The 21,311-nt window shown below is 70.5% G+C and carries 21 protein-coding genes; 12 read left to right on the top strand and 9 right to left on the bottom strand.

Going from position 1 to position 21,311, the window contains the following annotated elements:
* The first annotated feature begins 516 nt into the window (after positions 1-516).
* The 3 genes from ACGFZW_RS33350 (at position 517) to ACGFZW_RS33340 (ending at position 2,195) form a co-directional block, all read left to right on the top strand.
* Complete coding sequence (locus ACGFZW_RS33350) at positions 517-1,074, top strand: hemerythrin domain-containing protein (protein WP_393897043.1); 558 nt, start codon at positions 517-519, stop codon at positions 1,072-1,074.
* Between the two features lie 193 nt (positions 1,075-1,267).
* Positions 1,268-1,594 (top strand): plasmid stabilization protein, encoded by a 327-nt coding sequence (locus ACGFZW_RS33345; protein WP_393897042.1) that lies wholly within the window; start codon positions 1,268-1,270, stop codon positions 1,592-1,594.
* A gap of 172 nt (positions 1,595-1,766) precedes the next feature.
* Positions 1,767-2,195 carry a pyridoxamine 5'-phosphate oxidase family protein gene (locus tag ACGFZW_RS33340; protein WP_393897041.1) on the top strand — a complete coding sequence of 143 codons (429 nt, stop codon included), beginning with the start codon at positions 1,767-1,769 and terminating at the stop codon, positions 2,193-2,195.
* Positions 2,196-2,356: 161 nt separating this feature from the next.
* Here ACGFZW_RS33340 and ACGFZW_RS33335 read toward each other — a convergent pair whose 3' ends face one another.
* Entirely contained in the window at positions 2,357-2,605 is a 249-nt protein-coding gene (locus tag ACGFZW_RS33335; RefSeq protein ID WP_393897040.1) for a muconolactone Delta-isomerase family protein, read from the bottom strand.
* Between the two features lie 452 nt (positions 2,606-3,057).
* On the opposite strand from ACGFZW_RS33335, the gene ACGFZW_RS33330 reads away from it, so the two are divergent.
* Positions 3,058-3,885 carry a pectate lyase gene (locus ACGFZW_RS33330; protein ID WP_393897039.1) on the top strand — a complete coding sequence of 276 codons (828 nt, stop codon included), beginning with the start codon at positions 3,058-3,060 and terminating at the stop codon, positions 3,883-3,885.
* Positions 3,886-3,972: 87 nt separating this feature from the next.
* On the opposite strand, the gene ACGFZW_RS33325 is transcribed toward ACGFZW_RS33330, so the two are convergent.
* A complete protein-coding gene (locus ACGFZW_RS33325) occupies positions 3,973-5,121 on the bottom strand; it encodes a right-handed parallel beta-helix repeat-containing protein (protein ID WP_393897038.1) in 1,149 nt (382 codons plus the stop codon).
* Positions 5,122-5,440: 319 nt separating this feature from the next.
* On the opposite strand from ACGFZW_RS33325, the gene ACGFZW_RS33320 reads away from it, so the two are divergent.
* From ACGFZW_RS33320 to ACGFZW_RS33310, 3 genes are all read left to right on the top strand, one after another.
* Positions 5,441-6,028 (top strand): response regulator transcription factor, encoded by a 588-nt coding sequence (locus tag ACGFZW_RS33320; RefSeq protein WP_393897037.1) that lies wholly within the window; start codon positions 5,441-5,443, stop codon positions 6,026-6,028.
* A 134-nt stretch (positions 6,029-6,162) separates the two neighbouring features.
* Positions 6,163-7,113 (top strand): SDR family NAD(P)-dependent oxidoreductase, encoded by a 951-nt coding sequence (locus ACGFZW_RS33315; protein WP_393897036.1) that lies wholly within the window; start codon positions 6,163-6,165, stop codon positions 7,111-7,113.
* 211 nt (positions 7,114-7,324) lie between these two features.
* Entirely contained in the window at positions 7,325-8,023 is a 699-nt protein-coding gene (locus ACGFZW_RS33310) for an alpha/beta fold hydrolase (protein WP_393897035.1), read from the top strand.
* A 119-nt stretch (positions 8,024-8,142) separates the two neighbouring features.
* On the opposite strand, the gene ACGFZW_RS33305 is transcribed toward ACGFZW_RS33310, so the two are convergent.
* The 6 genes from ACGFZW_RS33305 to ACGFZW_RS33280 form a co-directional block, all read right to left on the bottom strand.
* Positions 8,143-9,930 (bottom strand): ATP-binding cassette domain-containing protein, encoded by a 1,788-nt coding sequence (locus ACGFZW_RS33305; protein WP_393897034.1) that lies wholly within the window; start codon positions 9,928-9,930, stop codon positions 8,143-8,145.
* Entirely contained in the window at positions 9,927-11,699 is a 1,773-nt protein-coding gene (locus ACGFZW_RS33300) for an ABC transporter ATP-binding protein (protein ID WP_393897033.1), read from the bottom strand. Before ACGFZW_RS33300 ends, ACGFZW_RS33305 begins: the two co-directional genes overlap by 4 nt.
* 119 nt (positions 11,700-11,818) lie before the next feature.
* The gene (locus tag ACGFZW_RS33295; RefSeq protein ID WP_393897032.1) at positions 11,819-11,959 is read right to left on the bottom strand and encodes a SapB/AmfS family lanthipeptide; all 141 of its coding nucleotides are present in this window, start codon (positions 11,957-11,959) and stop codon (positions 11,819-11,821) included.
* Positions 11,960-12,019: 60 nt separating this feature from the next.
* The gene (lanKC, locus tag ACGFZW_RS33290) at positions 12,020-14,623 is read right to left on the bottom strand and encodes a class III lanthionine synthetase LanKC (protein ID WP_393897031.1); all 2,604 of its coding nucleotides are present in this window, start codon (positions 14,621-14,623) and stop codon (positions 12,020-12,022) included.
* A 252-nt stretch (positions 14,624-14,875) separates the two neighbouring features.
* Positions 14,876-15,079, bottom strand: a complete 204-nt coding sequence (locus tag ACGFZW_RS33285) for a cold-shock protein (RefSeq protein WP_393897030.1) — start codon at positions 15,077-15,079, stop codon at positions 14,876-14,878.
* Between the two features lie 462 nt (positions 15,080-15,541).
* On the bottom strand, positions 15,542-15,889 hold the full coding sequence (locus tag ACGFZW_RS33280) for a MerR family transcriptional regulator (RefSeq protein WP_393897029.1): 348 nt from the start codon (positions 15,887-15,889) through the stop codon (positions 15,542-15,544).
* Between the two features lie 715 nt (positions 15,890-16,604).
* Here ACGFZW_RS33280 and ACGFZW_RS33275 point away from each other — a divergent pair.
* Positions 16,605-16,835, top strand: a complete 231-nt coding sequence (locus ACGFZW_RS33275) for a DUF6480 family protein (protein WP_393897028.1) — start codon at positions 16,605-16,607, stop codon at positions 16,833-16,835.
* Positions 16,836-16,877: 42 nt separating this feature from the next.
* Here ACGFZW_RS33275 and ACGFZW_RS33270 read toward each other — a convergent pair whose 3' ends face one another.
* Complete coding sequence (locus ACGFZW_RS33270; protein WP_393897027.1) at positions 16,878-17,933, bottom strand: YhjD/YihY/BrkB family envelope integrity protein; 1,056 nt, start codon at positions 17,931-17,933, stop codon at positions 16,878-16,880.
* Between the two features lie 555 nt (positions 17,934-18,488).
* Here ACGFZW_RS33270 and ACGFZW_RS33265 point away from each other — a divergent pair.
* The 4 genes from ACGFZW_RS33265 to ACGFZW_RS33250 all read left to right on the top strand — a co-directional run bounded on the left by ACGFZW_RS33265 (position 18,489) and on the right by ACGFZW_RS33250 (position 21,222).
* A complete protein-coding gene (locus ACGFZW_RS33265) occupies positions 18,489-19,184 on the top strand; it encodes a hypothetical protein (protein WP_393897026.1) in 696 nt (231 codons plus the stop codon).
* A gap of 179 nt (positions 19,185-19,363) precedes the next feature.
* On the top strand, positions 19,364-19,789 hold the full coding sequence (locus tag ACGFZW_RS33260; protein ID WP_393897025.1) for an Hsp20/alpha crystallin family protein: 426 nt from the start codon (positions 19,364-19,366) through the stop codon (positions 19,787-19,789).
* Positions 19,790-19,861: 72 nt separating this feature from the next.
* Positions 19,862-20,311 carry a DUF2267 domain-containing protein gene (locus ACGFZW_RS33255; protein WP_393897024.1) on the top strand — a complete coding sequence of 150 codons (450 nt, stop codon included), beginning with the start codon at positions 19,862-19,864 and terminating at the stop codon, positions 20,309-20,311.
* Between the two features lie 125 nt (positions 20,312-20,436).
* A complete protein-coding gene (locus ACGFZW_RS33250) occupies positions 20,437-21,222 on the top strand; it encodes a VOC family protein (protein ID WP_393897023.1) in 786 nt (261 codons plus the stop codon).
* Positions 21,223-21,311 lie beyond the last annotated feature (89 nt).

Genomic DNA, 21,311 nt, shown 5'->3' with positions numbered 1-21,311 from the left:
CCGCCCTGAGCTTGAGCCGCACCGGAACAGGGCACGCGCGCCAGATGATGTTCGACAGTTCGGAGACAGACGTGCACCCGCACACCCTCACCACAGGTCCGCTCGGACCAGCCCGCGCCGCGACAGCCCGCTACCGTCCCGGCATGCCGACTCCGCAGGCGGGCGTTCCGCGGGCTGAGCGGGACCCGAAGCCGCCACCGGGGAGCGATCCGTCCGAGAGGCCGGTGCCCGACCCGCCGCCACCCGGGCCCCTCGATCCCGTGCACCCCGAACCCGTACCGCCGCCGGAGCCCGGCCGCGACCCCGACCCGTATCGGCCTGAGCCGGAACCGGCACCGGCAGGAGGCTCGGCCACCCTCGCCCGGCCGACGAGTCAGCTCCGCCCGCCGGCCACCCTCGGGCATCCGGCGGAATCCGTGGTGTGACTCGTTATCCGCTCAGGGTGAGGGGAACGCGTTCCTTGGCGCCCCCGGGCCGTCCGGGCAGGCGCACGCATCACCAGGAGGCGTATCTCTCATGGGACATGGCGGAGACGTCATCGAGGAACTCACCACCGATCACCGTGAGGTGGACACGCTCTTCGAGCGTTTCGCGCAGGCTCCTTCGGGCAGCGCGGATCGCAAGTCGCTCCTCGACGCGCTGACCATCGAGCTGGTGCGGCACTCCGTCGCCGAGGAAGAGCATCTCTACCCGGCCGTGCGTGAGCACGTACAGGACGGCGACGCCCTCGCCGACAAGGAGATCGACGATCACGCCCGGGTCGAGCGGTTGCTGAAGGACCTGGAGGGACGCGAGGCGGACGACAGCGACTTCGACCGTCTCGTCGCCAAGGTGCGGACGGAAGTCACCGCCCACGTTCAGGACGAGGAAACCAACCTGTTCGTCCAACTCCGCGAGTCATGCCACCCGTACGTCCTGGAGAGCCTCGGCAACAAGATCCGCGACGCGAAGAAGACCGCCCCCACGCGTCCGCATCCCACCGCTCCCAGCACTCCGCCGGCCAACAAGCTCCTGGCGCCGGGAGTGGGGCTGGTCGACAGGGCTCGTGACTACGTAACCGGCCGCGGACGGTAGGGCGCAGGCCGCGCCCTGGAAACGGGCCGCAAGGCTTTCGGCGCTTGACCGGGCCCGTGTCGCGGGCGAGGGCGGTTCGGCGTGCACCGGTAGCGCGGCCGACGGCCGGGTGGAATCACCGGCCGCCCGGGTACGCGCGGAATGTCGCAAGAACACTCAGCCCGCGAAGGTTGTCCGATCACAAGGAGGCGTCATGCCGGCAGGTTCCAGCAAGAAGCGGGAGCGTCAGTACGAGCACGTCAAGGAGGGCGCCGAGAAACGAGGCACCTCCACCGGCCGGGCGAAGGAGATCGCAGCCCGCACTGTCAACAAGGAACGGGCACGGTCCGGCGAGGCGAAGTCGGCGAGCAAGGTCTCCACCCGGGACCCGAAGTCCGCCCCGCAGCGCGGCGGCGAACGCTCCCACAGCGGCCCCCAGGGGCCGACGAAGGACCAGCTGTACGAGGAGGCGAAGAAGCGCAATGTCGAAGGCCGCTCCTCGATGAACAAGCAGGAGCTCCGCAAGGCGCTCGGCCGCTGACCGGGCTCAGGAGTTCCACCCGGGCTGACCGCGGGGGCGCCTCCCACGGCGAGGGCTCCCGCGACGCGAGCAGGTCCCGGTGCCGGCGACGGCCTGCTGTCGCCGGCACCGGGTCGTCCGTCGAGCGGTGATGCGGTTGGGCCCGCCCATCGTCCCGGTGAGAGGGAGTGGCGTGCAGCGCGAAGATCTGAAGCGGTTCCTGCGGAGGCACCGGCTCGCCGTTCAGTGCTCCGTCGCGCCGGAAGGCGCGCCCCAGGCAGCGGTCGTGGGGTTCGCGGTGAGTGACGCGCTGGAGATCGTGTTCGACACCGTCGACACGACACGCAAGTACCGCAACCTGCGGGCCGATCCACGGATCGCGCTCGTCATCGGATGGGACGACGCGATCACGGCACAGATCGAGGGCGTCGCCGACTTCCCTGAGGGCCGGGAACTCCAACGCGTCCGGGAGTGCTACTTCGACGCCTATCCGGATGGACGCGACCGGTTGGCGTGGCCCGGCATCACGCATGTCCGGGTGCTGCCGCGCTGGGTGCGGTACAGCGATTTCACCCGGGAACCGCCGCTCATCGTCGAGTGTGCGACCGATCAACTGACGTGAGCGGCGAGCTGCCGGGCCCAGGAGACGCACGACCGCGCTCAGCCCTTCGCCCAGCCCTTCTCTCAGTCCCAGGCTCGGCGCGACCATGAACGTGGCCGGTCAGGACACCGTCGCGGCCAGAGCCCACGGGTGGTGGGGCGCCAACGGCGTCACGCCCCTCTTCATGCACAGGAAACGCCCGGGAACAACGGCAGCGCCCACAGGGCGTCGTGCAGCCCCTCGTTGCTCTGGACCTTGAAGCCGCTGACATTCGCCTGCCGGCCCACAGCGCGCGAGCTTCTTACCCACGTCCTGGAGCAGGGAGCAACCGGACTCCGAGGCGCGACAGGCGCCGGGCAAGGCAACTGAACCAGGGTTGACCCTCCCCGTGTCCCTTGTAGCGGTCGGGCAGTTGACCGCCCGGGACGCACGAGGGCGGAGAGCCCGCCCGCCGCCTCATCACTGTCCGCTGCTATTCTCCCCCTCTCCTGGAAATGAGCCTGGGCATGGGCACGTCACGACGAGAGGCTTGAGCGGACATGGTCGTCAATGACGTATCCGCCGAGTCCCACGTGTTCTTCGCACGGCACCACGCCGAACTCGGTCCATTTGCCCACTTGTTGACCGGAGGACCGGAGGCCGCGGACACCCTCGTCGCGGATGCGCCGGCCACGTTATGGCAGCGGTGGGTTCGGGTGCGCAGCGCCGACCGCCGATGGCTTGTGGCCGCGCGGAAGGGCGGAGCCGCACCGTCCACGGGGACTTCGCCCCGGGGCGTTGCGGCCAGGGGGCGGCACGGTAGCCCGGAGCCCATGACAATCCCCTGCTCTCCGACGGAAGTTCAAGGGCCGCGAGCTCAGCCCCCACAACGGAGGAACCACCGATGACCACCCGAGCCCAACGACGCAGGATCCACAGGCGCCGGGTGCAGCGGCGGCGCACCCTGGCCGGGCTGGTCACCGCCCTGGGCATGACCGGAGCCGCCCTCACCACCAGTGTTCTGCTGGCCCCCGCCGGTGCGGCAGGCTCCTGGCCGACGCCCAGCGGTGGAACGGCGGTCGCCGAGTCGATAGAGGTGTCCGGCACCTTTGACGGCGGCCTCAAGCGCTATCGCGCCGACGGAGAGCTTGGCGACGATCGTCAGGAAGAGGGCAGGGGCGCCGTCTTCACACTCAAGGACGGCGCCGTGCTCACCAACGTCGTACTGAGCACTCCCGGCGCCACCGGCGTCCGCTGCCTGGGCAGCTGCACATTGCGGAACGTGTGGTGGGAGGACGTCGGCGAAGAGGCCGCCAGGTTCGAGGGGACGTCGGCGGACGCCGTCTACACGGTGACCGGTGGCGGCGCGCGGCATGCGGCCGACCGGGTCTTCGAGTTCAACGGAATGGGCAAGGTGGTGCTGCGCGGATTCGAGGCCGACGACTTCGGCGAGCTGGTCGGCTCGTGCAGCAACTGCCGTGACCAGTACCGGCGATCGGTCATCGTGCACGACGTCGATCTCACCGCCCCGGGCAAGCGTATAGCCGCGATCAACGTCAACTACGGTGATACCGCCGAGCTGCGTGACATCCGTATCCACGGGGACGGCGGTGACATCGAGCCCTGTGTGCGCTACCTGGGCAACAACAGTGGCGCGGAGCCGGCCAGGACCGGAAGCGGTCCCGATGGGATCAACTGCCGTTACGCACCCGGGAACGTCAGCTACGACTGAGTTACGACCGCGAGCGGTGAGGGGGCGGCGAGCCGGTTCTCCGCGGTGGACCACCGCAGGGAACCGACTCGTCCCCGCCCCTGTCTGTCAGTTCATGGTGGAGCCGATCCCGCCGCCGCTCACTTCGAGGAAGTCGGTCGCGGGCAGTGAGCCGTCGGCCTTACGGGGGCCCTGGGCAGAGGCCGCCCCGGACTCGTTCACGGCGGGGGTGGGAATGCCCGCGTCCCAGTTGTTGCGCGCGGAGACCGTGAAGTCGCCCAGCTTGGCCTCGGCGGCTCCACCGACGGCCAGATTGGCCGCGAGCCGGGCCCGGCCGGTCGCGAAGTAGAAGCCGGTGCCCGCGTTCCGGTAGGCGGTGTTGCGGTTGAGCGCGATGGCGCCGGTGTTGCTGTTCTCCGTGAAGCCGTTCGACGCGTTGTCCCAGGTCGCGTTGTTGTTCACCAGATGTGCGGCCGTCGCTCCACCGCCGCCGAGCTTGAAGCCGTTGCCGTTGCCCTCGAACGGCGGGTCGCTCCAGCGGTTCTCGCCGTTGCCGTACGCCCAGGAGTGCTCGACGGTGACCGCGCTCGCCCACTGCCACAGATCCATGCCGTCGTCGGCGTTGTGAAACAGCCGCGCCCCGGTGACCTTGTTGCCGCTGCCGGAGCCGAACTTGATCGCGAGACCGTCGGCGTTCTGCCCGTGCTGCGATGGGTCGTAGTTGCGGTACGAGTCCAGGTTGGCGATGAGGTTGTCGTTGCAATTCTCGCCGCGCAGGGTGAATCCGGAGTCGCCGTTGTCGTTGGTGGTGAGGTTTCTGAAGATACCGCCGGTCGACGACGTGACGACCACGCCCTGTGCGGGTGAGCGCTGGAACCGCATGCCGGAGATGGTCCAGTAATCGCCCTGGATCGCCGCGAGCCAGGAGCCGGCCGGTAACTTCGATCCGTCGATCACCACCTTCTCGGACCCGTACGGGCTGAGCGTGATCCGGTTCGACGCCGTGCCGTCGGCCGAGGACTTGAGCGTATCGGCCGGGTAATACGTCCCGCCCCGAACCTGGATGACCGTACCGGCCCGCGCGTCGCGTACCGCACCCTCCAGGGCCGCCGTACTGGACACCACCACGGTGGCGGACGAGGCGCCGGCGTCATGGGACGGCACCGCGAGATAGCCCGCGCCGCCCAGGACGGCCGCGGTCGTGACGGCGAGCGAAAGTGTACGAGTGCGCCGATGGCGTCCTGCGGTGCTGCTCACAGCGGGTGGTTCCCTTCCACGGGGTACGAGCGGGGCAGTGCTCCCGGCTCGCTGACACCAACTGGTCGCCGCCGAGAGGCGAAAGGTTGCCGCCCCTCTCCACCGGCCGACCGAGCGGTTTCGAAGGGCCTGACCCTTTCGGTGCGGCGTGTGGGGGTGGGCCTCGTCGCACCCCTTCGGCGCCGGCAGGCGCGCAGAGAAAATTGTGCGCTCCGGCGTGCGCCCCAATGGCCGAAAAGCGAAGGCAGCGATTCGATCGAACCGGGTACTAATGGACGTGCTCGGTGCAAGGTTCGAAACTTCAGGAACAGGGGCGAACGTGATCCGGGTTTTATTCGTGCACGACACCTGGCTGATGCGCTCCGCGCTCACCGCGTTACTGAGCGACGAGGAGGACATCGAGGTCACCGCGGCCCCCTGGACCAAAGCACCCGGCCGTGCGCGGGCGTTCCGTCCACAGGTCTGCATCGTCGACGGCGACACATCCGGCACCACGGAATTCCCGAACGGGCCCGGGGGGCCGGGATGCGCCCTGCTGGTTCTGGCCACGGCATGCCGGCCCGGAGTGCTGCGCCGTGCCGTCGCCGCCCGCGCCCTGGGCATCGTGGACAAGGACACCCCTCCCGGGCGCCTGCTCCGTGCGATACGACTGGTGGCCGCCGGGCAGCGCTACGTCGACAGCTCGCTCGCGGCCGACTTTCTGCAGGCCGCCGAAATGCCGCTGACGGCACGCGAGTTGGCCGTACTGACCCTCGCCGCCGGTGGCGCCTCGGTCCCGGAGATAGCTCGCGAGCTGCACTTGAGCAACGGCACGGTCCGCAACTACATGGCCGCGATCAACCGCAAGACCGGAGCCCGCAACAGGGTCGACGCCATCCGCATCTCCCAGGGGGCGGGCTGGCTCTAGGATCTGTGTGCGGTTCAGTGGTTCTCCGGAGCAGAGTCGGCAGTCTGTCGGCGGTATGTCGGTGGAGATTGCAATCGTGGGCGGGTAGTTGCTCCCCATGACCTGGGGGCCCGGAGCGCAAGGAGCCTGTCATCGTGTCTTCCGCATCCCGCAGCCGACCGTGGGACGTTCACCGGCTGCCGTCCGCCGAGGGCAGGATCTTCCTGGTCACCGGGGGTAACGCCGGGATCGGCTACTTCGCAGCGGAGCAGCTCGCCGCCACCGGCGCCGTCGTCGTGCTCGGCAGCCGGGACGCCGCGAAGGCCGATGCCGCCATGGCCTCGATCCGCTCGCGCGTCCCCGGCGCGCAGGTGCGGCACCTTCAACTGGACCTCGCCGATCTGTCGTCCCTGAAGACCGCCGTGGACAGGCTGGACCTCGATCATCTCGACGCGGTGGTCCACAACGCAGGTGTGGCGCTCGACGACCCGCAGCGTCGGGAGACCGCGGACGGCCACGAGCTGATGTTCGGTACCAACCACCTCGGCCACTTCGCACTCACCCAGTGGCTGGCCCCCCTGCTGTCGGCGGCGTCGGCGGGCCGCATCGTGACGGTGGGAAGCTTCGCGGCGCGGTCCGAGCGACTGGACCTGGGCGATCTGCAGTCGACCCAGGACTACCGTCCCAAGCGCACCTACGGCCGATCGAAGCTGGCCCAGATGTACTTCGGCTTCGAACTCGATCGGCGCCTGCGGGCCGTCGGCAGCACGGTGCTCAGTGTGGTGGCCCACCCCGGCGGCGCACTGGACTCCCTCACCCCGTCCCGCCCGCAGATACGCGTGACAACCCCCGGCGAGCGGCTGCGTGCCTTGCCCGCCGGGCTCCTCGTGCAGGGCAAGGACGCCGGAGCCTGGCCCGTCGTACGCGCCGTCCTCGACTCGGAGGTGAAGGGAGGGCAGCTGTGGGGGCCGAGGGTCTTCGGCCTGCGTGGCACACCACGGCGTGAGCCGGTCCCCTCTCATATGGCCGATCCGGCAGTCGCCGCTCGCCTGTGGGCGGCCGGCGGTGAGCTGGTCGGCACCGATCCGTACCTCGGCTTTCGGTAGGCGCGGAGCAACGGCCAGGGCAGCTGTCCGCTGGTCAACTGCCGGGTTCGGCCCGGCGGCGTTGTGGTGGGAACTCGCAGGGCGAGCAGCCACCGGGACGCACGCGGCGCCGGACCGGAACCGTCGGATCACTCCTCTTCACACAGGCACCGGGACGCGAGTCGGAAGTCGTTCCGGGGTGATTGTCAGACCCCTCCGCTACGTTGCCGCCATGACAGACTTCGTACTGGTCGCAGGGGCCTGGCTCGGGTCGTGGGCGTGGGACGAGGTCGTGCCGGAGCTGCGTGCTTCCGGGCACGGCGCCCACCCGCTGACGCTTTCCGGCCTCGCCGATAAGCAGAGCAGGCCGGCTGGGCAACAGACGCATGTGCGCGACATCGTCGACGAGATCGAACGCCTCGATCTGCGCGATGTCGTCCTCGTGGGGCACAGCTACTCCGGCATCCCGGTCGGCCAGGCCGCTGAACGGATCGGCGACCGGCTGGCCCGCGTGGTCTTTGTCGACTCTCTCGTCCCGGCCGACGGGGAGTCCTTCGCCTCCTGCTGGTGGGAGGGACGCGAGAAGTTCGAAGCCTTGCTTGCGGGAGGTGACGGCTTCTGGGTGCCCCTGACCCCCACCGACTGCGCGGGTCAGGGGCTCGACGACTCGCAGATCGCCCGGCTCGTGGGAGGTGCCACGCCCCACCCGGCCGCCACGCTGACCGAACCCGCCGTGCTGACCCGCCCGCTCGGCGAGCTGCCGGCGACGTACATCAAGTGCCTGCTCGACGGCGACGAGCCGACCGACGACGTGACCGAGTTGCTGACGAGCGAGCGTTGGCAGCTCGTCGAGATGCAGACCGGCCACTGGCCGATGTTCTCCCAGCCGCATGAGCTGGCTCGGATCCTCCTCGACGCGACCCGGGGGTGATCGCGGTGTGGTGACGACGGGCGTGCACCGGGCGTGCACCGGCCGCGTTGGTCACAGCCACTCGCCGGGGGGATCGGACGGTGCGTGCGAGGGGCGGCTGCCGCGACAGGCGTGCGCCCTCAGAGGCGCTCCGCGTGCCAACGGCCGACCAGATCGCGGTAGAGCGCCGAGCGGACCAGCAGCTCATCGTGTGTGCCGCAGGTGGCGCGGGTGCCGTCCAGGACCAGGATGCGGTCCGCGCGCCGGGCCGAACTGATCCGGTGCGCCACGACGATCACGGTCCCCGGCCGCTCCGCGAAGGCCAGTTCCGCTCGGGCCTCGGCCGCCGGATCGAGGTGGCAGGTCGCCTCGTCCAGCAACACCAGCGGCGCGGGGGAGAGGTGGGCACGGCCGAGCGCGATGAGCTGACGCTCGCCCTGTGACAAGGACGCGGGATCGATCTGGGCGTCGAAACCGCCCAGTCGCTGGAGCAGCGGACCGAGGCCGACCGCCTCCGACGACGCCTCCAGAGCCGCGGCGGACGCCCCCGCTGTGCACAGGTAGAGCAGGTTCTCGCGCACGCTGCCCGTGAAGACGTACGCCTCCTGCGGGATGAGCACCCGCAGCCGCGCGGGATCGTCGGTGGACGGGGCGCGCGCCGGTCCTCCCTGCACCAGCACCTCGCCGTGCGTGGGGTCGAGGAGGCCGGCCACCAATCCGGTCAGGGTGGATTTGCCGATACCGCTCGGTCCTACGACGACCAGGTGCTCGCCCGGTTCGACCGTGAGATCGAGGTCGCGCAGCACGGGCTGGGCAGCGGAACCGTAGGCGAACGTCACCTCGCGGAGTTCCACCCGGGAGCCGTCCTGGTGGGGCCGTGCCGGCGGTGACGAGTGCGCAGCGCGTTGGGTGGAGCGCGCCGTAGGCCGTACGGAGGGGCCGTGGCCCTCCTGCACGCGGCCCGGCCCGTGCGGGCCCTCCGTGAGTCGGTCGAGCACCACGAGCAGCCTGGTGCCGGCCGCACCGAGCGCGTTCATCAAGGTGTGCAGAGCCGGCATGAGGGACTGGGTCAGGTAGGTCAAGGCTCCCAACAGGGCGCCCGCCGTTACCTGTTGACGCATCAGCCACGGGGTGGCAATCAGCAGGAGCAGGACCGGCACATGCCCCGCCACGCCCAGGGACAGTGCGCGTGCGGCCGCCCATCGGGCGAGGGAACGCGCTGCACGCTCCTCGCTCGCGATCACGGCGTGCGCCCGTGCAGCCGTCAGCTCCTGCGCGCCGCAGGCCACCACGTCCCGCAGCCCGGTCGCGATCGCCCCCACCTGCGTGGACACCGCCTCGTCGGCCTGCAGGAAGGCGCGTTGGCAGCCGGCCATGGGCCGGAGCGTCGCCAGGAAGAGCAGCAGGCCCACGAGCAGCGGCGGCAGTACGAGCAGCAGCAGCTGCGGTGCCAGCGACGCGAGTCCCAGCAACGCGCCGACGGCCGTGAAGACGAAGGAGCGCGCGACAAGTACCAGCCCGGCGAAGCTGTCCCGGGCGATCTCGGTCTGGTTCGTGAGTCGGGAGACGACGGCGCTGTCGGCCGCGTGCGCCGGGTCCGACACGGCCTGGGTCAGTGCCCGCCCCACCACCCGGCGCACGAGTCCGTCCCGGAGCGGTTCGACGAGATCGGCCAGCCCGCGGAAGACCCCGCCGCCGGCCAGCCCGCCGACCACCACCGCCAGCGCCGCCACGCCCAGCCACACCAACCCGGTGCCGGTGCGGCGGGCCAGGAAGCCGTGGTCCAGGGCCATGGCGATGCCGTAGCCGCCGAGGAAGGTGTGTGCCGACTCCAGGAGCGACCAGCCGGCCAGAGCGAGCAGCACCCGCTTGCGTCGGCCGAGGAAGCCCAGTGCCTGCGGCAGCAGCCGCTCGCGTGCCCCTGTCACGGAGCCGCCGTTTCGTCGTCACCGCAGTGCGCGAACACCGCCCGGTAGGCGGCGTCCTCCCACAGCCGGTCGTGCGGGCCGACGGCACGTATCCGGCCGTCCTCCACCCACGCGACCAGATCGGCGCGGGCTGCGGAGGAGACCCGGTGGGCGATCAACAGCCTGGTGCCCGGCCGTACGTCGTGCACCAGGGCGCGGCCGACGTGCAGTTCGGTGACGCTGTCCAGGCTGGAGGTCGCGTCGTCGAGCACCAGCAGCCGGCCTGCATGGGCGAACGCCCGTGCCAGCCCCAGGCGTTGGCGCTCGCCGCCGGACAAAGGGGCATCGCGGAGTGGCGCGTCCCAGCCCTCGGGCAGCAGCCGCACGAAGGTGTCGGCGCCGGCCGCGCGCGCCGCGGCCTCGATCTCCCCGGAGGGCGGGTGGTACGGCCCGAAGGCGACCGCGGCCCCGACGGTGTCACCCAGCAGCGCCGGCCGCTCGAAGGCGTACCCGACCTCCCGGCGCAGCGCCGCGGGGTCCACCTCGGTCAGCGGGACCCCGTCCAGCAGGACCTGGCCGGCGTCGGGATCGGTCAGTCGGCCGGCCACGGCGCCGAGGAGCGACTTGCCCGCTCCGGACCGCCCGACGACGGCCATGGTGGTGCCTCCCGGCACGACCAGGTCGACGTCGCGCAGCACGCCGGCGCCCCCGCGAACCACGGTGACCGCGCGCAGCTCCAGCCGGCCTGGGCCGCCGTCGGGCAGGGCCCGGCCGCCGTTGCGCATCGGTGCCACCGCGAGCAGATCGGCCATGCGACGGGCCGCGGCGCGGCTGCGGAGCAAGGAGTTGAGCTGTCCGATCACACCGCCGAGGCCGGCGGCGAGGACCGCGTAGCGGGAAGCCGCAAGCAGCTCTCCGACGGACAGGCCGCCGTGCGCGAGCCGCACTCCGCCGACGGCGAGGACGGCGGTCGTCAGCAGCGGCACCAGGATGCCGCTGCTGACCACGGCACGCCCGTACACCTGCCACATGTGCCGTCCCTGCGTGCCCAGTTCGGGAAGCGGTGCGAGGACTCGGGCGCGCTCACGGTCCGCAGTGCCGGCGGCGGCCACGGTGCGGGCGCCGCCCAGCGTTTCGACGAGCCGGCCGGCGATGTCCGCCTGCACCCGCTGATAGCGCGAGACGCTGTCGGATGAGCCGCGGGCGAACACCCGCAACAGGCGGGCGAGAAGGGGAACTCCGGCGAGGAACACCGCGGCCAGCCAGAGGTCGGTGAGCGCGAGGGCCAGCAGACCGCCCACCGGTGTGAGGACGGCGGCGAGGCCGGTGGCCGCCGTCGTCGGCGCGGACCCCGCTTCGGCGGCGTTGCCGGTGAGCCGGGTGACGAGATCGCCCGGTGAGAAACGGTCGGCCGCGCGGTGCGGGGCCAGTGCCAGAAGATGATCGACGCCGCGGCGCCGCAGCCACGCGGTGCCACGGGCGGTGGTGACGCCGCTGGTCCACGCCACCAATGTGTCGAGCAGCACCTCGGCGGCGAGCAGGACCGCACACAGGGCGATCGCGCGGGGAAGACCCGCGGCGTGCTCCAGTGCGAGATCGAGCGTGTGTCCGAGCACGGCGGGCAGGGCGACGGCCGCCGCGGCGGAGGCGGTGCTGAAGAGGCAGACGGCCACGGTCCGGCCCGTGCTGTGCCGGAGGGCGCCGGCCAGCAGGCGGCGGGCACCGGCGTCCGGTGCCGCTTCGGGTGCGGTAGGCCGCCGGGGCGTGGCGGGCCTGGAGGTGGGGGCCATGCGGTGCGGACCTCGACTCCGTGGGACGGGTACGACGGAGCGGCGGCCCCGGACGGTGGTCCGCCCGGGGCTGCCGCGAGCACATCACGCGGAGGCCGGAGCCTCGGCGCAGACGGCCGTCAGTTACAGGTGGTGACGCTCAGGCTGCTGTCACCGCAGAGCAGCAGGCTCGCGCGGCTGCCGCCACCACCGCCACCGGTGAACTCGTCCGTGGTCTCGGCCTTGGGGGTTTCCATCGTCTGAAGGTCGAGAAGGGTCATGGTGGTTCCTCTCATAGGTGGGGACAGGGTTTTTCGTTTCGGCCCCTGGAGGGGCCGGCTTCAGGGCCGCCGTAGCGGCGGGAGGAAGGGCAGGTGCACGGGTTGGTCGTGCAGCGCGCTGCCCAGCGCGAGCAGGCACCCGGCGGTGCCGGTGCTCAGGTCCATGGAGAGGCGCATCATCTGCTCCCCGGCGAAGGCCAGGTGCCCCTGGTAGGGGACGGCGCCCCAGGCGAGTGAGGCGATCTGCCGGCGCAGATCGGCGGTGTGCGTTCCGGGGCCGCCGGCGGTGGTGCGGCTCAGGTACAGCACCATGCCCGCCGCGCCTCGGAACAGCCCCGGCTGGGCGTAGAACTTGGCCTGTGCCGCCCGCACGATCTCGTTCCGTGCCAGTTCGAACTCCGGGTCCGCACGATGAGCGAGGTAGTCGTCGAGCACCATGCCGATACCGACACTGCCGGCGCCGAGGTACGGCATCGTCCGCCAGCCCTCGTCGACCTGTAATGCGCCGCCGGCGCCTCGTACGCAGCGGGCCAGGTCCCGGCGCAACGCGTCGGCGGTCAGGTCCAGCAACGCGGTGTCACCGGTCCGTTCGTAAAGGCGCAGGAAGAGCAGTGCCGTGCCGGTGGCTCCGTACAGCAGACCGGCGCGGGCCGCCGGGCGGGCCTCGGCGCCCTCGGTCCCGGACGCGTCGGCGTTGTCGGCGATAAGCTCGGCGCACCGCAGAGCCTTGTCCCGCAGCGCGCTTTCTCCGGTGGACGTCGCGAGGGCGTCGAGGGCGAGGCCGAGTCCCGCGAGCCCGCTGTGCAGATCGGGAGCGATGTCGGCCCAGCTCTCGGCGGTGATCCGCTCGACGAGCGCGAGGGCGTGCTCGCGGTGTCCGAGCCGGTCCAGCACCCAGGCGACGCCGGACAGGCCGTCGTAGAAGCCGAGCGGACTGCCGGATGCGGGTGCCTTCGACCTCAGCAGCAGCCACTCCTCGGCCTCGGGGCAGCGTGCGGCGCCCGTCTCGGCCAGCGCGTAGAGGACTCCGGCGGCGCCGTGGGCGACGGTGGAGCCGCCACCCGCCGTGGCGAACTGCGCGATGTCGCCCGGGAAGAAGCGATCCTCCCGGTCGGGCGTGGCCGACGCGAGAACGGCTCGGACCATGGAGTCGCGGCTGCGCGGCCAGTCCTCCAGTGCCACCGGCAGGTAGTCCGCCCCGTCGCCCGCAGACGCTCTCGACTGCGTGGCAGGTGCCAGGTGCCCGCGCAGAATCTCCGCCACCGCTTCGTCCAGGAACGCCCGCGGCACCGGGAACTGTTCGGCGGCGATGCGCGCCAGATGCACCGCCTTCTTACGGTCCACCGCGAAGAGGCTGGTCAGGGGCAGGAACAGGGCCAGACGCAGACATGCCAGGGCGTAGCGGTCGACGTCGAAGCCCCGACGGTCCGCGGGTGCCACGAAGCCCGGGTTGGCGATGACCTGACGGACGCTCTGGTCGTCGACCGCGGCCGCCTCGAAGTCCAGCAGCACCACCGAGGTCTCGTCCTCGGACAGCATGATGTTGAACAGGTGCAGATCGTTGAAGACCACGCCCCGGGCATGGATCGCCGCGACCGCGTCCGCCACCAGACCGTGCACGCGCAGGGCCCACTCGGTGTACTCGGCGAGCCGCTCCTGGCTCGGATCCGCTTCGATCAGCGGGTGGCGGTGGGCGAAGAAACTGTTCAGCGGCCGCCCCTCGATGTACTCCAGCGCCAGGAAGGAGTGATCGCCGAGCGTGAACCAGTCGCGCACCTCGGGAGTGCACCCCAGCCCCGACAGTCGCCGCAGCGCGTCTCTCTCGCGCCGCAGACGGGTCACCGCGTCGGCCTCGTCCGCGGCCAGACCGGCGTGCGGTCGGGCCTCCTTGAGCACCACCTGCTCGTCGGTTCGCAGGTCGCGGGCGACGTAGACCCCGCCGCCGTTGGAGAAGTGCAGCGCGCGCTCGATGCGGTACGGGATGTCGGAGACGGTGGTGGCGGAGCGGGCGGCCATATGCGGCTGCAGGAAGTCCGGGAGCGTGACCCATGAAGGCACGTGGAAGGTGGGCTCCCGGCGATCGGGGACCAGCCGGCCCTGCGCGTCCTCCACCGCGGGGCACAGCTCACCCGCGTCGTCGTAGCAGTGCCGCTCGGTGAAGCTGCCGTAGCGGACGTACACCGGTCCGGCACCCCAGCGCAGATCGCTGAGTATGTACGGTCCCGGCTCGCCGCCGAGCAGCGCGTCCAGGTCCTCCGCGATGACGCGGCACTGCGCGTCGTCGGCGGGGTAGATGGTCAGGAACTTCCCGCTGGCCCCGCGGTCGGCGTACTTGGCGTTGCGGGTGTGCAGCAGATAGCGGCTCGGCATGCACTTGAAGGCGATCGCCCTCGGTACGCAGTAGTCCCAGACCCGGTCGAGCACCTTCTCGGCGTTGTCCAAGCACGCGGATACATGGATCTTCCAGCCCTGGTTGGGCAGTTCACGATCGAGCGGGCGGAAAGCCAGCCAGTCGCCCGAGCGGTGGCTCTGCCAGCCGTCCGGCAGCTCCTGCCGCAGTGTCTCGTAGAGGCCGGCGCTGCTCTTGCCGGTCACCGGAAGCCGATGCGGGGCGTCGTAGAACTGCCGGTCGGCGTCGCAGAAGACGGCGTAGCCCTTGTTCATCCCACTCCCTCGGCCTCGTGATGCCATGAACGCTGTCATGCGGCCGAGAGGTGAAACAGTCGTGATTGTCATGAAGAGGATGTGCAGAATGCATGGATCCGCACATACCGGTGGCCAGGCAGTGAGGGCCCGCGAGGGTGGCGGGGCGCCCTGGGGTCGCAGGGTCGGGGAAAGCTCAACCTCCCCTTGCAACACAGCAGTTGGGGCCCGCACCTCACGGTGCGGGCCCCAACCGGGTCGAGCGTCCATGCGTCAAGCGACGACGATGTTCTCCGCCTGCGGACCCTTCTGGCCCTGCGTCACGTCGAACGTCACCTTCTGGCCTTCCTGAAGCTCGCGGAAGCCCTGGGCGGCGATGTTCGAGTAGTGGGCGAAGACGTCGGCGCCGCCACCCTCCTGCTCGATGAAACCGAAGCCCTTTTCCGAGTTGAACCACTTCACGGTGCCGGTAGCCATGCCATATCTCCTTCGGGGCAATTCCCGGGCCACGCACTGTGCGAGGCCGGCGTTGCCGCGATGATTACCCCGTCCGGAATGCACCGGAAATACAAAAGCACACCCACCGGCACGGAAAGCCGTTAAGCGCACTTGAAGTCTTTGGGAACCACAACTGCAACTGTGATCGACAGTAACACGGTGCATGCGAACGGGCGCGGCGAGTAATATCGCTCCGCTTGTCGGGTCGTGAACTCTTGTCGCGGATCGCAAAAAAGTCTGCGCCTGAGGCTGGAGATATTCGTTCGTACGGGCCGCACGATCCGCAGGGCGGACGGGCGTTTCCGCTGACGGGGGCCCCGATCGGGGGCTCGGTCGCCGTCCCTCCCGGGTCGCGGTGGACGTGGGAGAGGACGGCGACGGAGTGTCACCCTTACGCAGTTGGCGTCTGCTGCCCGGTGGCAGGCGTCGGGCGGCGCACGGTCAGGGGTGCGCGCTCTCGCCCGCGTCGGCCGTGGAATCGCGCAGTGCGGTATTCAGCCGGAGGGCCTCTTCGAGCTGGTCTTCCAGGATGACGATGCGGCACGCTGCATCGATGGGCATGCCGTCGTCGACGAGTTCGCGGGCGCGGGCGGCGATACGCAGCTGGTAGCGGGAGTAGCGGCGGTGGCCGCCCTCGGACCGCAGCGGGGTGATCAGGCGTGCCTCGCCGATGGCGCGGAGGAAGGTGGGCGTGGCGCCGATCATCTCGGCGGCGCGGCCCATGGTGTAGGCAGGGTAATCGTCATCATCAAGTCGGTCGGTGGCATTCGGGGGATTTTCTGGGGGCATTTGCACCTCGTCTGGGACGCGTCGAGGGGCCCCGGTGCCGTAAGACACCGGGGCCCCGAGGGGTTTCAACACCATCTGCCGGCGCCGGGCGCCGACCTTCTGTTTCCGCGTCTCCGTCCGGGAGGTGGGAGATGCGGGGATCGTGAATGCTTGACCGGGGACCACCTTCCATTCCGGGGCCTGCGGTTCCCGAGCGGCCTGGGCCTTGCTCGGGCCATCCTGATGGTGTCGACTCCTCTCTCAATTCCTCGGTCGGACTTCTTGCTCTGTGCGGTGATTCTGCGGGTGGCGGCCCTGCGGCCGCCCGGCCCGGCAATCAGCCGTGGGACCATCACGCGCTTCCGGCCCCACCACTCCACTGCCGTGCCGCGTTACCTCGCGGCGGTTCGTCTCCGCCGCATATCGCTGACTTCGTCGGCTACCCGAGAAACCCTAGCCGCGTCGATTTTCCATGTCTACCTTCACCACGGCAGATTTTCCCGGGCTCGGGAGTGAGGTTATCTGCCGCTCCATGGCTGCGGAGGTGGGTGCTGCGGCTCGCGTCGCCGTCGAAGTCGCAGCTCACGGCAGGTTCGGGCGGCCATCGCAGGCAGCGCCGGGGGCCTTCGGGGGCCGGTGCCGCCTTGCTGGTCGGTGGTGTGGCGTGCCGGGCGGCCGGGGTGATGATCCGGCGTCGTTCGCTGCCGAATCGGCTGTTATCGGGCAAGCTCGACATATGGACACGCAAGAACCGGATCCGGAGCCTCGTCGCACTCCCGGCCTGGACCCCGGTGGCCTGGTGCCTCCGGGGGAGACCCCGCCCGGTGAGGGCAGCACGGGTACGGAAACCGGACCTCGCGACGACCTCTCACGGGGCTGGGCCAAAGGCCCCGCCATCATCATCGGCATCGTCGTCATCCTCTGTGCGGCATTCTTCATGGGCTACGCCGTGCTCTACGCCCTCTGATCGAGGTAGGCGCGGGCCGGCCAGTCCTGGGCTGCGCCCGCGTCAGAGCTTGCGCGTGTCGCGCGGTTCGACGTAGGGCTCGTCCTCCGGCGGGAGGCCGCCCTCGATGGCCCTGGACCGTTCGAGCTCCGAGTTGAACTCCAGGCCCAGCAGGATCGCGATGTTGGAGATCCACAGCCAGACCAGGAAGATGATCACCGCCGCGAAGCTGCCGTACGTCTTGTCGTAGCTGCTGAAGTTGGCCACGTACAGGCCGAACAGTGCGGAGGCGACGATCCAGATCACCACCGCCAGGAGGCCGCCCGGGGTCACCCAGCGGAACTTTCGCCTCACGTTCGGAGCGGCCCAGTACAGCACCGCGAAGATCAGGGAGACCAGAACGACGAGCACCGGCCACTTGGCGAAGTTCCACACCGTCAGCGCCGTGTCGCCCAGCCCGAGGACCTGCCCCATCTTCCGGGCGAGAGGTCCGGTGAACACCACCCCGATCGCCGTGAGAGCCAGCAGTACCACCACGACGACGGTGATCCCCAGGCGTACCGGCAAGGTCTTCCACACCGGCCGGCCCTCGCCGATGTCGTAGATGACATTGGAGGCCCTCATGAACGCCGCGACGTACCCCGACGCGGACCACAGGGCGATGACGATGCCCACGACCAGGGCGAGGCTTGCCGCGCCCTGGCTGTTCTCCATCTGCTCCAGCATGCTCGTGAGGACGTCCCGGACGGACCCCGGGGCCAAGCTGCCGAGGTTGTCGATGAGCGGTTTGATCGTCGAGCTGCCGAGCAGGCCCAGGATGGACACCAGGGCCAGCAGGGCGGGGAAGATCGCCAGCACGCCGTAGTAGGTGAGTGCGGCCCCCCAGTCGCTGAGGTTGTCGGCCTGGAACTCCCGCAGGGTGCGCTTGAGAGCGTCCTTCCATGAGCTCTTGCGCAGGGCGGTGGGGCTCTCGGGGGCGGATTCGCCGGCCGTCGTCGAAGCGCCGGGGGCGCCCGGGGTGTCCGCCCCGGCCGGGCCGCGGTTCGAGGCCCCGGTCTGCTCGCCGCCCGGTGTGGGGCCGTGGCCACCCTCGGGCTCGCCTTCGTGCGGCGTTGTCATGGGTCATCGCCCCTTCCTGGATGCGGGCCCGGACCTGGCGGACGAGGGCTCCGGCTTCCGGTCCAGTTTTCCGCCGGAGCGAGGACCTGGCCCGCCGGGATCCGCCGCCTGGAGCACGACGCGTCGCCGACCATGACGGGCCGTGCCGTGCTCACTCGCACCGCTCGGCGAGGGTGTCGCAGCGATGGTGCACACCGCGGCCCGGGGTCTGGTGCCGACCCGAGGGCGTACGCGCGCCAGGCAGCTGTGGGTGATACCCAGTCAGGTCGCGTCGTCAGGGGAGCCTCGACTCGCAAATCGAATGCTGCTGCCCGCAGTTGGGTTCGTCCGGTGGCGTGCAGGCGTGCCCCTGGGCGCCCGCGCCACAGACAATCGGACGTCACGCCTGCTCCACGGTCCGCCGGGCGCGTCGAACCGTTGAAGGCGTGTCGGAGCCGTGTCCTGCGCAGAGGGCCCGAAGCGCGCGGGCGGAGGTGCCGAGGATGATCCACGGGCGCTCCCGTGGCGGGCGGCGCACACTGAGGCCAGAGCGCGATCAGCACCGTGAGGTGACCGATGAGCCGGATACTCCCCGCAAGCTCCGCCCTGCTTCTGGCCGGGACGCTGGCGTTGGCCGGTCTCTGCGGCTGTGCCTCAGGTGGCGGAGCAGCGCAGGAAGGGGCGACGGTCACCAGTACGCAGACCGTCACCGAGCCCCCGACGCCCACGAAGCCGGAGTCGAATCCTCCTCCCGCATCGCGCACGGCCCCGCCCGCACCGTCGAAACCGGCCGCCAAGCCGCCTGCTGACGCCGAATCCACCGTCAAGGCGTATTTCGCGGCCGTCAACGCGCACGACTTCCGCCGGGCGTGGGAGCTGGGCGGCAAGAACCTCGGCGGCTCCTACGAGTCCTTCGAGGCGGGTTTCGCGGATACGGCCCGGGACAGCGTCGGCATCGTCGACGTCACCGGCAACACCGTCTCGGTAACGCTCGACGCGCTCCAGACGGACGGGGCCGTGCGTCACTACGCAGGTACTTACACCGTCAGCGGCGGAGTCATCACCAGCGCCGACGTGGAGGAGCTGGGCGACTCGAGTCCCGGCCCGGAGCAGACACCGAACGAGGAGAACAGCAAGCTGTACCCCCCGGGCCCGCCCGCCGGTGTCCCTGACGTCGACTGCGCCGACCTCGACGGGCCCGTGTGGGTCGGCGACGACGACCCGCACCGGCTCGATCGGGACGGCGACGGCATCGGTTGCGACATCAACTGAATCGACCGGCATCAGCGAGCGAGCCGGACAGGCGCTGCGAGGAGGGTCGCCCGCGGCGCCTGCGGCGTGTCGGGCGGTCGGCACACACCCAACTTGAGCGTCAGCTTGTCAACTTATGTCGAGTGGGCTATATAAATATTCGTCGGGCATCGCACCAGATACCGAAGGAGAAGACAGTGATGCTCATGCGTACCCGCCTGTTTGAGGAGTTCGACCACTCGGACCCGCAGGGAGCGGCCCGCTCCACGGCGAAGCCGGCGCCCATGCCGATGGACGCGTACCGCTCCGGCGACGCCTACGTCGTCCACTTCGACCTCCCCGGGGCCGACCCGGAGTCCATCGACCTCGATGTCGAGCGGAACGTCCTGACCGTCCGCGCCGAGCGCCGTAGGACCGCTCCCGAGGGCGCCGAACTCGTCGCAGCGGAACGCCCCGCGGGCACCGCCGCCAGGCAGCTCTTCCTCGGCGAATCCCTGGACACCGAGCGCATCGAAGCGTCCTACGGGCACGGCGTCCTGACGCTGCGCATCCCCGTCGCCGAACAGGCCAAGCCGCGCAAGATCCGGATCGCGAACGGCGACGCCCGCCGGCAGATCAGCAGCTGACACGGTGGCGCCGGATACCGAGAAGCCGGCCCATGAGAACTCAGTACAGGAACAACCGCGTACCGGAGACAAATGCGTACCGTGCGCCGGCTCGCCCAGCCGCGCAGGGAGGGGAAGAAGGACATGACGTTCAGGGAACTGCTCGTCGCCGTAGCGGTGGCAGGCGGGTACGAGACCGACGCCGAGGCCGAGGAGGTGACACGCGCGGTACTCGCCACCCTCGGGGCACACGTCACGGGCGAGGAGCGCGTCGCGTTGGCCCGGAGCCTCCCCGAGGAGGCCGCCCGCACCATCGCGGACGAGATCCCGCTGGAGCAGCCGCTCGACGCGCCGGGCTTCGCCGCCGCGGTCGCCGCACGCCTGCCGGGAGCGACACCCGCCACCGCGCGCTGGCACATCGGCTCCGTCCTCACCGTCATCGGCAACGTCGTCGGCGACGACCTCGTCACCCGCATCCTGAGCCGGCTTCCGCGCGGCTACGCCCTGCTGTTCGGCCGCGCCGAGCTGACCTGGGCCGCATGACGTCGCCATGGTGTTGGCGCCGGTCTTTCGGACCGGCGCCAACACCTTTGGTCCCCTCCGGGATTGCACTGCGTACACCGGGGCACTCTCGCCGGGGAGCGGCCGAATCGAGTGGGAAGGAAGCCATGTCGGAAACAGCGCACAGCACGCCGGCCCGCGGTGCACCGTGCTGGGCGAACCTTGTCGCCCGCGACCTGCGGGCGACCCAGGAGTTCTACGCGGCGGTCCTCGGCTGGAGCTACCGGCCCGGAAGCCTGGGGGAGGAGTTCTCCGTCGCGCTGCTCGACGGGCAGCCGGTCGCCGGAATCGGTGCCCTCGCCCAGAGCCTTCAGGTGCCGGTTGCCTGGACGCCGTACTTCGCCGTGGAGAGCGCGGACGACACCGCGGACCGTATCCGCGAGCGAGGCGCCACCATGGCGGTGGGGCCGCTCGCCCTCGGCAAGGGCCGTGCGGGGCTCGCCGCGGACCGTGACGGCGCGGTCTTCGGATTCTGGGAAGGCGAGGTGCTGCCGTGGTCGGTCGGACAGGGCAAGGCCCCGGCCATGGTCGAGTTGCGGACGCGTGCCGAGTCCGACGCCGCCACTTTCTACGGTGAGGTGTTCGACTGGTCCTCCTCGGAACAGCCGGGCACCTGCACCGCGATCCAGGAGGACGGCCGGGTCGTCGTGCGTGACGGCGCGCGTACCGTCGCCGTCCTGCGCGGCGGAGGCATCGCCGCCGACCCGGACCCCAAGGTCCGGCCCCGGTGGAGCGTTCATTTCCCCGTCGACGATCTCGCACAGGCCACCGCGGCCGCAGTCGACGCCGGGGGCACCGTCACACCACTGCCGGCGACCGACAGCAGCACCTGCCGTGCCCGCACGGTCATCCGCGACCCCGACGGCGGCCTGTTCACCGTCTGCACCATCTAGAGGGACGTCCGGGTCGCACGGGCTGCCGTTGGCGCGGCACGCAGCACGCGTGCGGTGTCGATGACGATCAGGTTGCGGTGCGCGCGTGT

Origin of the sequence: Streptomyces sp. NPDC048248 (genome assembly GCF_043201875.1) — a bacterium.
Classification (GTDB): Bacteria; Actinomycetota; Actinomycetes; order Streptomycetales; family Streptomycetaceae; genus Streptomyces.
The sequence above is the reverse complement of the archived record's forward strand: the minus strand, read 5'-3'. Positions and strand labels throughout refer to the sequence as shown.

Coding starts and splice junctions, on each gene's coding strand:
- ACGFZW_RS33285 (WP_393897030.1), bottom strand. CDS start 15,079: ATGGCTACCGGCACCGTGAAGTGGTTCAACTCGGAAAAGGGCTTCGGT.
- ACGFZW_RS33345 (WP_393897042.1), top strand. CDS start 1,268: ATGCCGGCAGGTTCCAGCAAGAAGCGGGAGCGTCAGTACGAGCACGTC.
- ACGFZW_RS33270 (WP_393897027.1), bottom strand. CDS start 17,933: ATGACAACGCCGCACGAAGGCGAGCCCGAGGGTGGCCACGGCCCCACA.
- ACGFZW_RS33255 (WP_393897024.1), top strand. CDS start 19,862: ATGCGTACCGTGCGCCGGCTCGCCCAGCCGCGCAGGGAGGGGAAGAAG.
- lanKC (WP_393897031.1), bottom strand. CDS start 14,623: ATGAACAAGGGCTACGCCGTCTTCTGCGACGCCGACCGGCAGTTCTAC.
- ACGFZW_RS33330 (WP_393897039.1), top strand. CDS start 3,058: ATGACCACCCGAGCCCAACGACGCAGGATCCACAGGCGCCGGGTGCAG.
- ACGFZW_RS33275 (WP_393897028.1), top strand. CDS start 16,605: ATGGACACGCAAGAACCGGATCCGGAGCCTCGTCGCACTCCCGGCCTG.
- ACGFZW_RS33310 (WP_393897035.1), top strand. CDS start 7,325: ATGACAGACTTCGTACTGGTCGCAGGGGCCTGGCTCGGGTCGTGGGCG.
- ACGFZW_RS33250 (WP_393897023.1), top strand. CDS start 20,437: ATGTCGGAAACAGCGCACAGCACGCCGGCCCGCGGTGCACCGTGCTGG.
- ACGFZW_RS33350 (WP_393897043.1), top strand. CDS start 517: ATGGGACATGGCGGAGACGTCATCGAGGAACTCACCACCGATCACCGT.
- ACGFZW_RS33300 (WP_393897033.1), bottom strand. CDS start 11,699: ATGGCCCCCACCTCCAGGCCCGCCACGCCCCGGCGGCCTACCGCACCC.
- ACGFZW_RS33265 (WP_393897026.1), top strand. CDS start 18,489: ATGAGCCGGATACTCCCCGCAAGCTCCGCCCTGCTTCTGGCCGGGACG.
- ACGFZW_RS33280 (WP_393897029.1), bottom strand. CDS start 15,889: ATGCCCCCAGAAAATCCCCCGAATGCCACCGACCGACTTGATGATGAC.
- ACGFZW_RS33260 (WP_393897025.1), top strand. CDS start 19,364: ATGCTCATGCGTACCCGCCTGTTTGAGGAGTTCGACCACTCGGACCCG.
- ACGFZW_RS33295 (WP_393897032.1), bottom strand. CDS start 11,959: ATGACCCTTCTCGACCTTCAGACGATGGAAACCCCCAAGGCCGAGACC.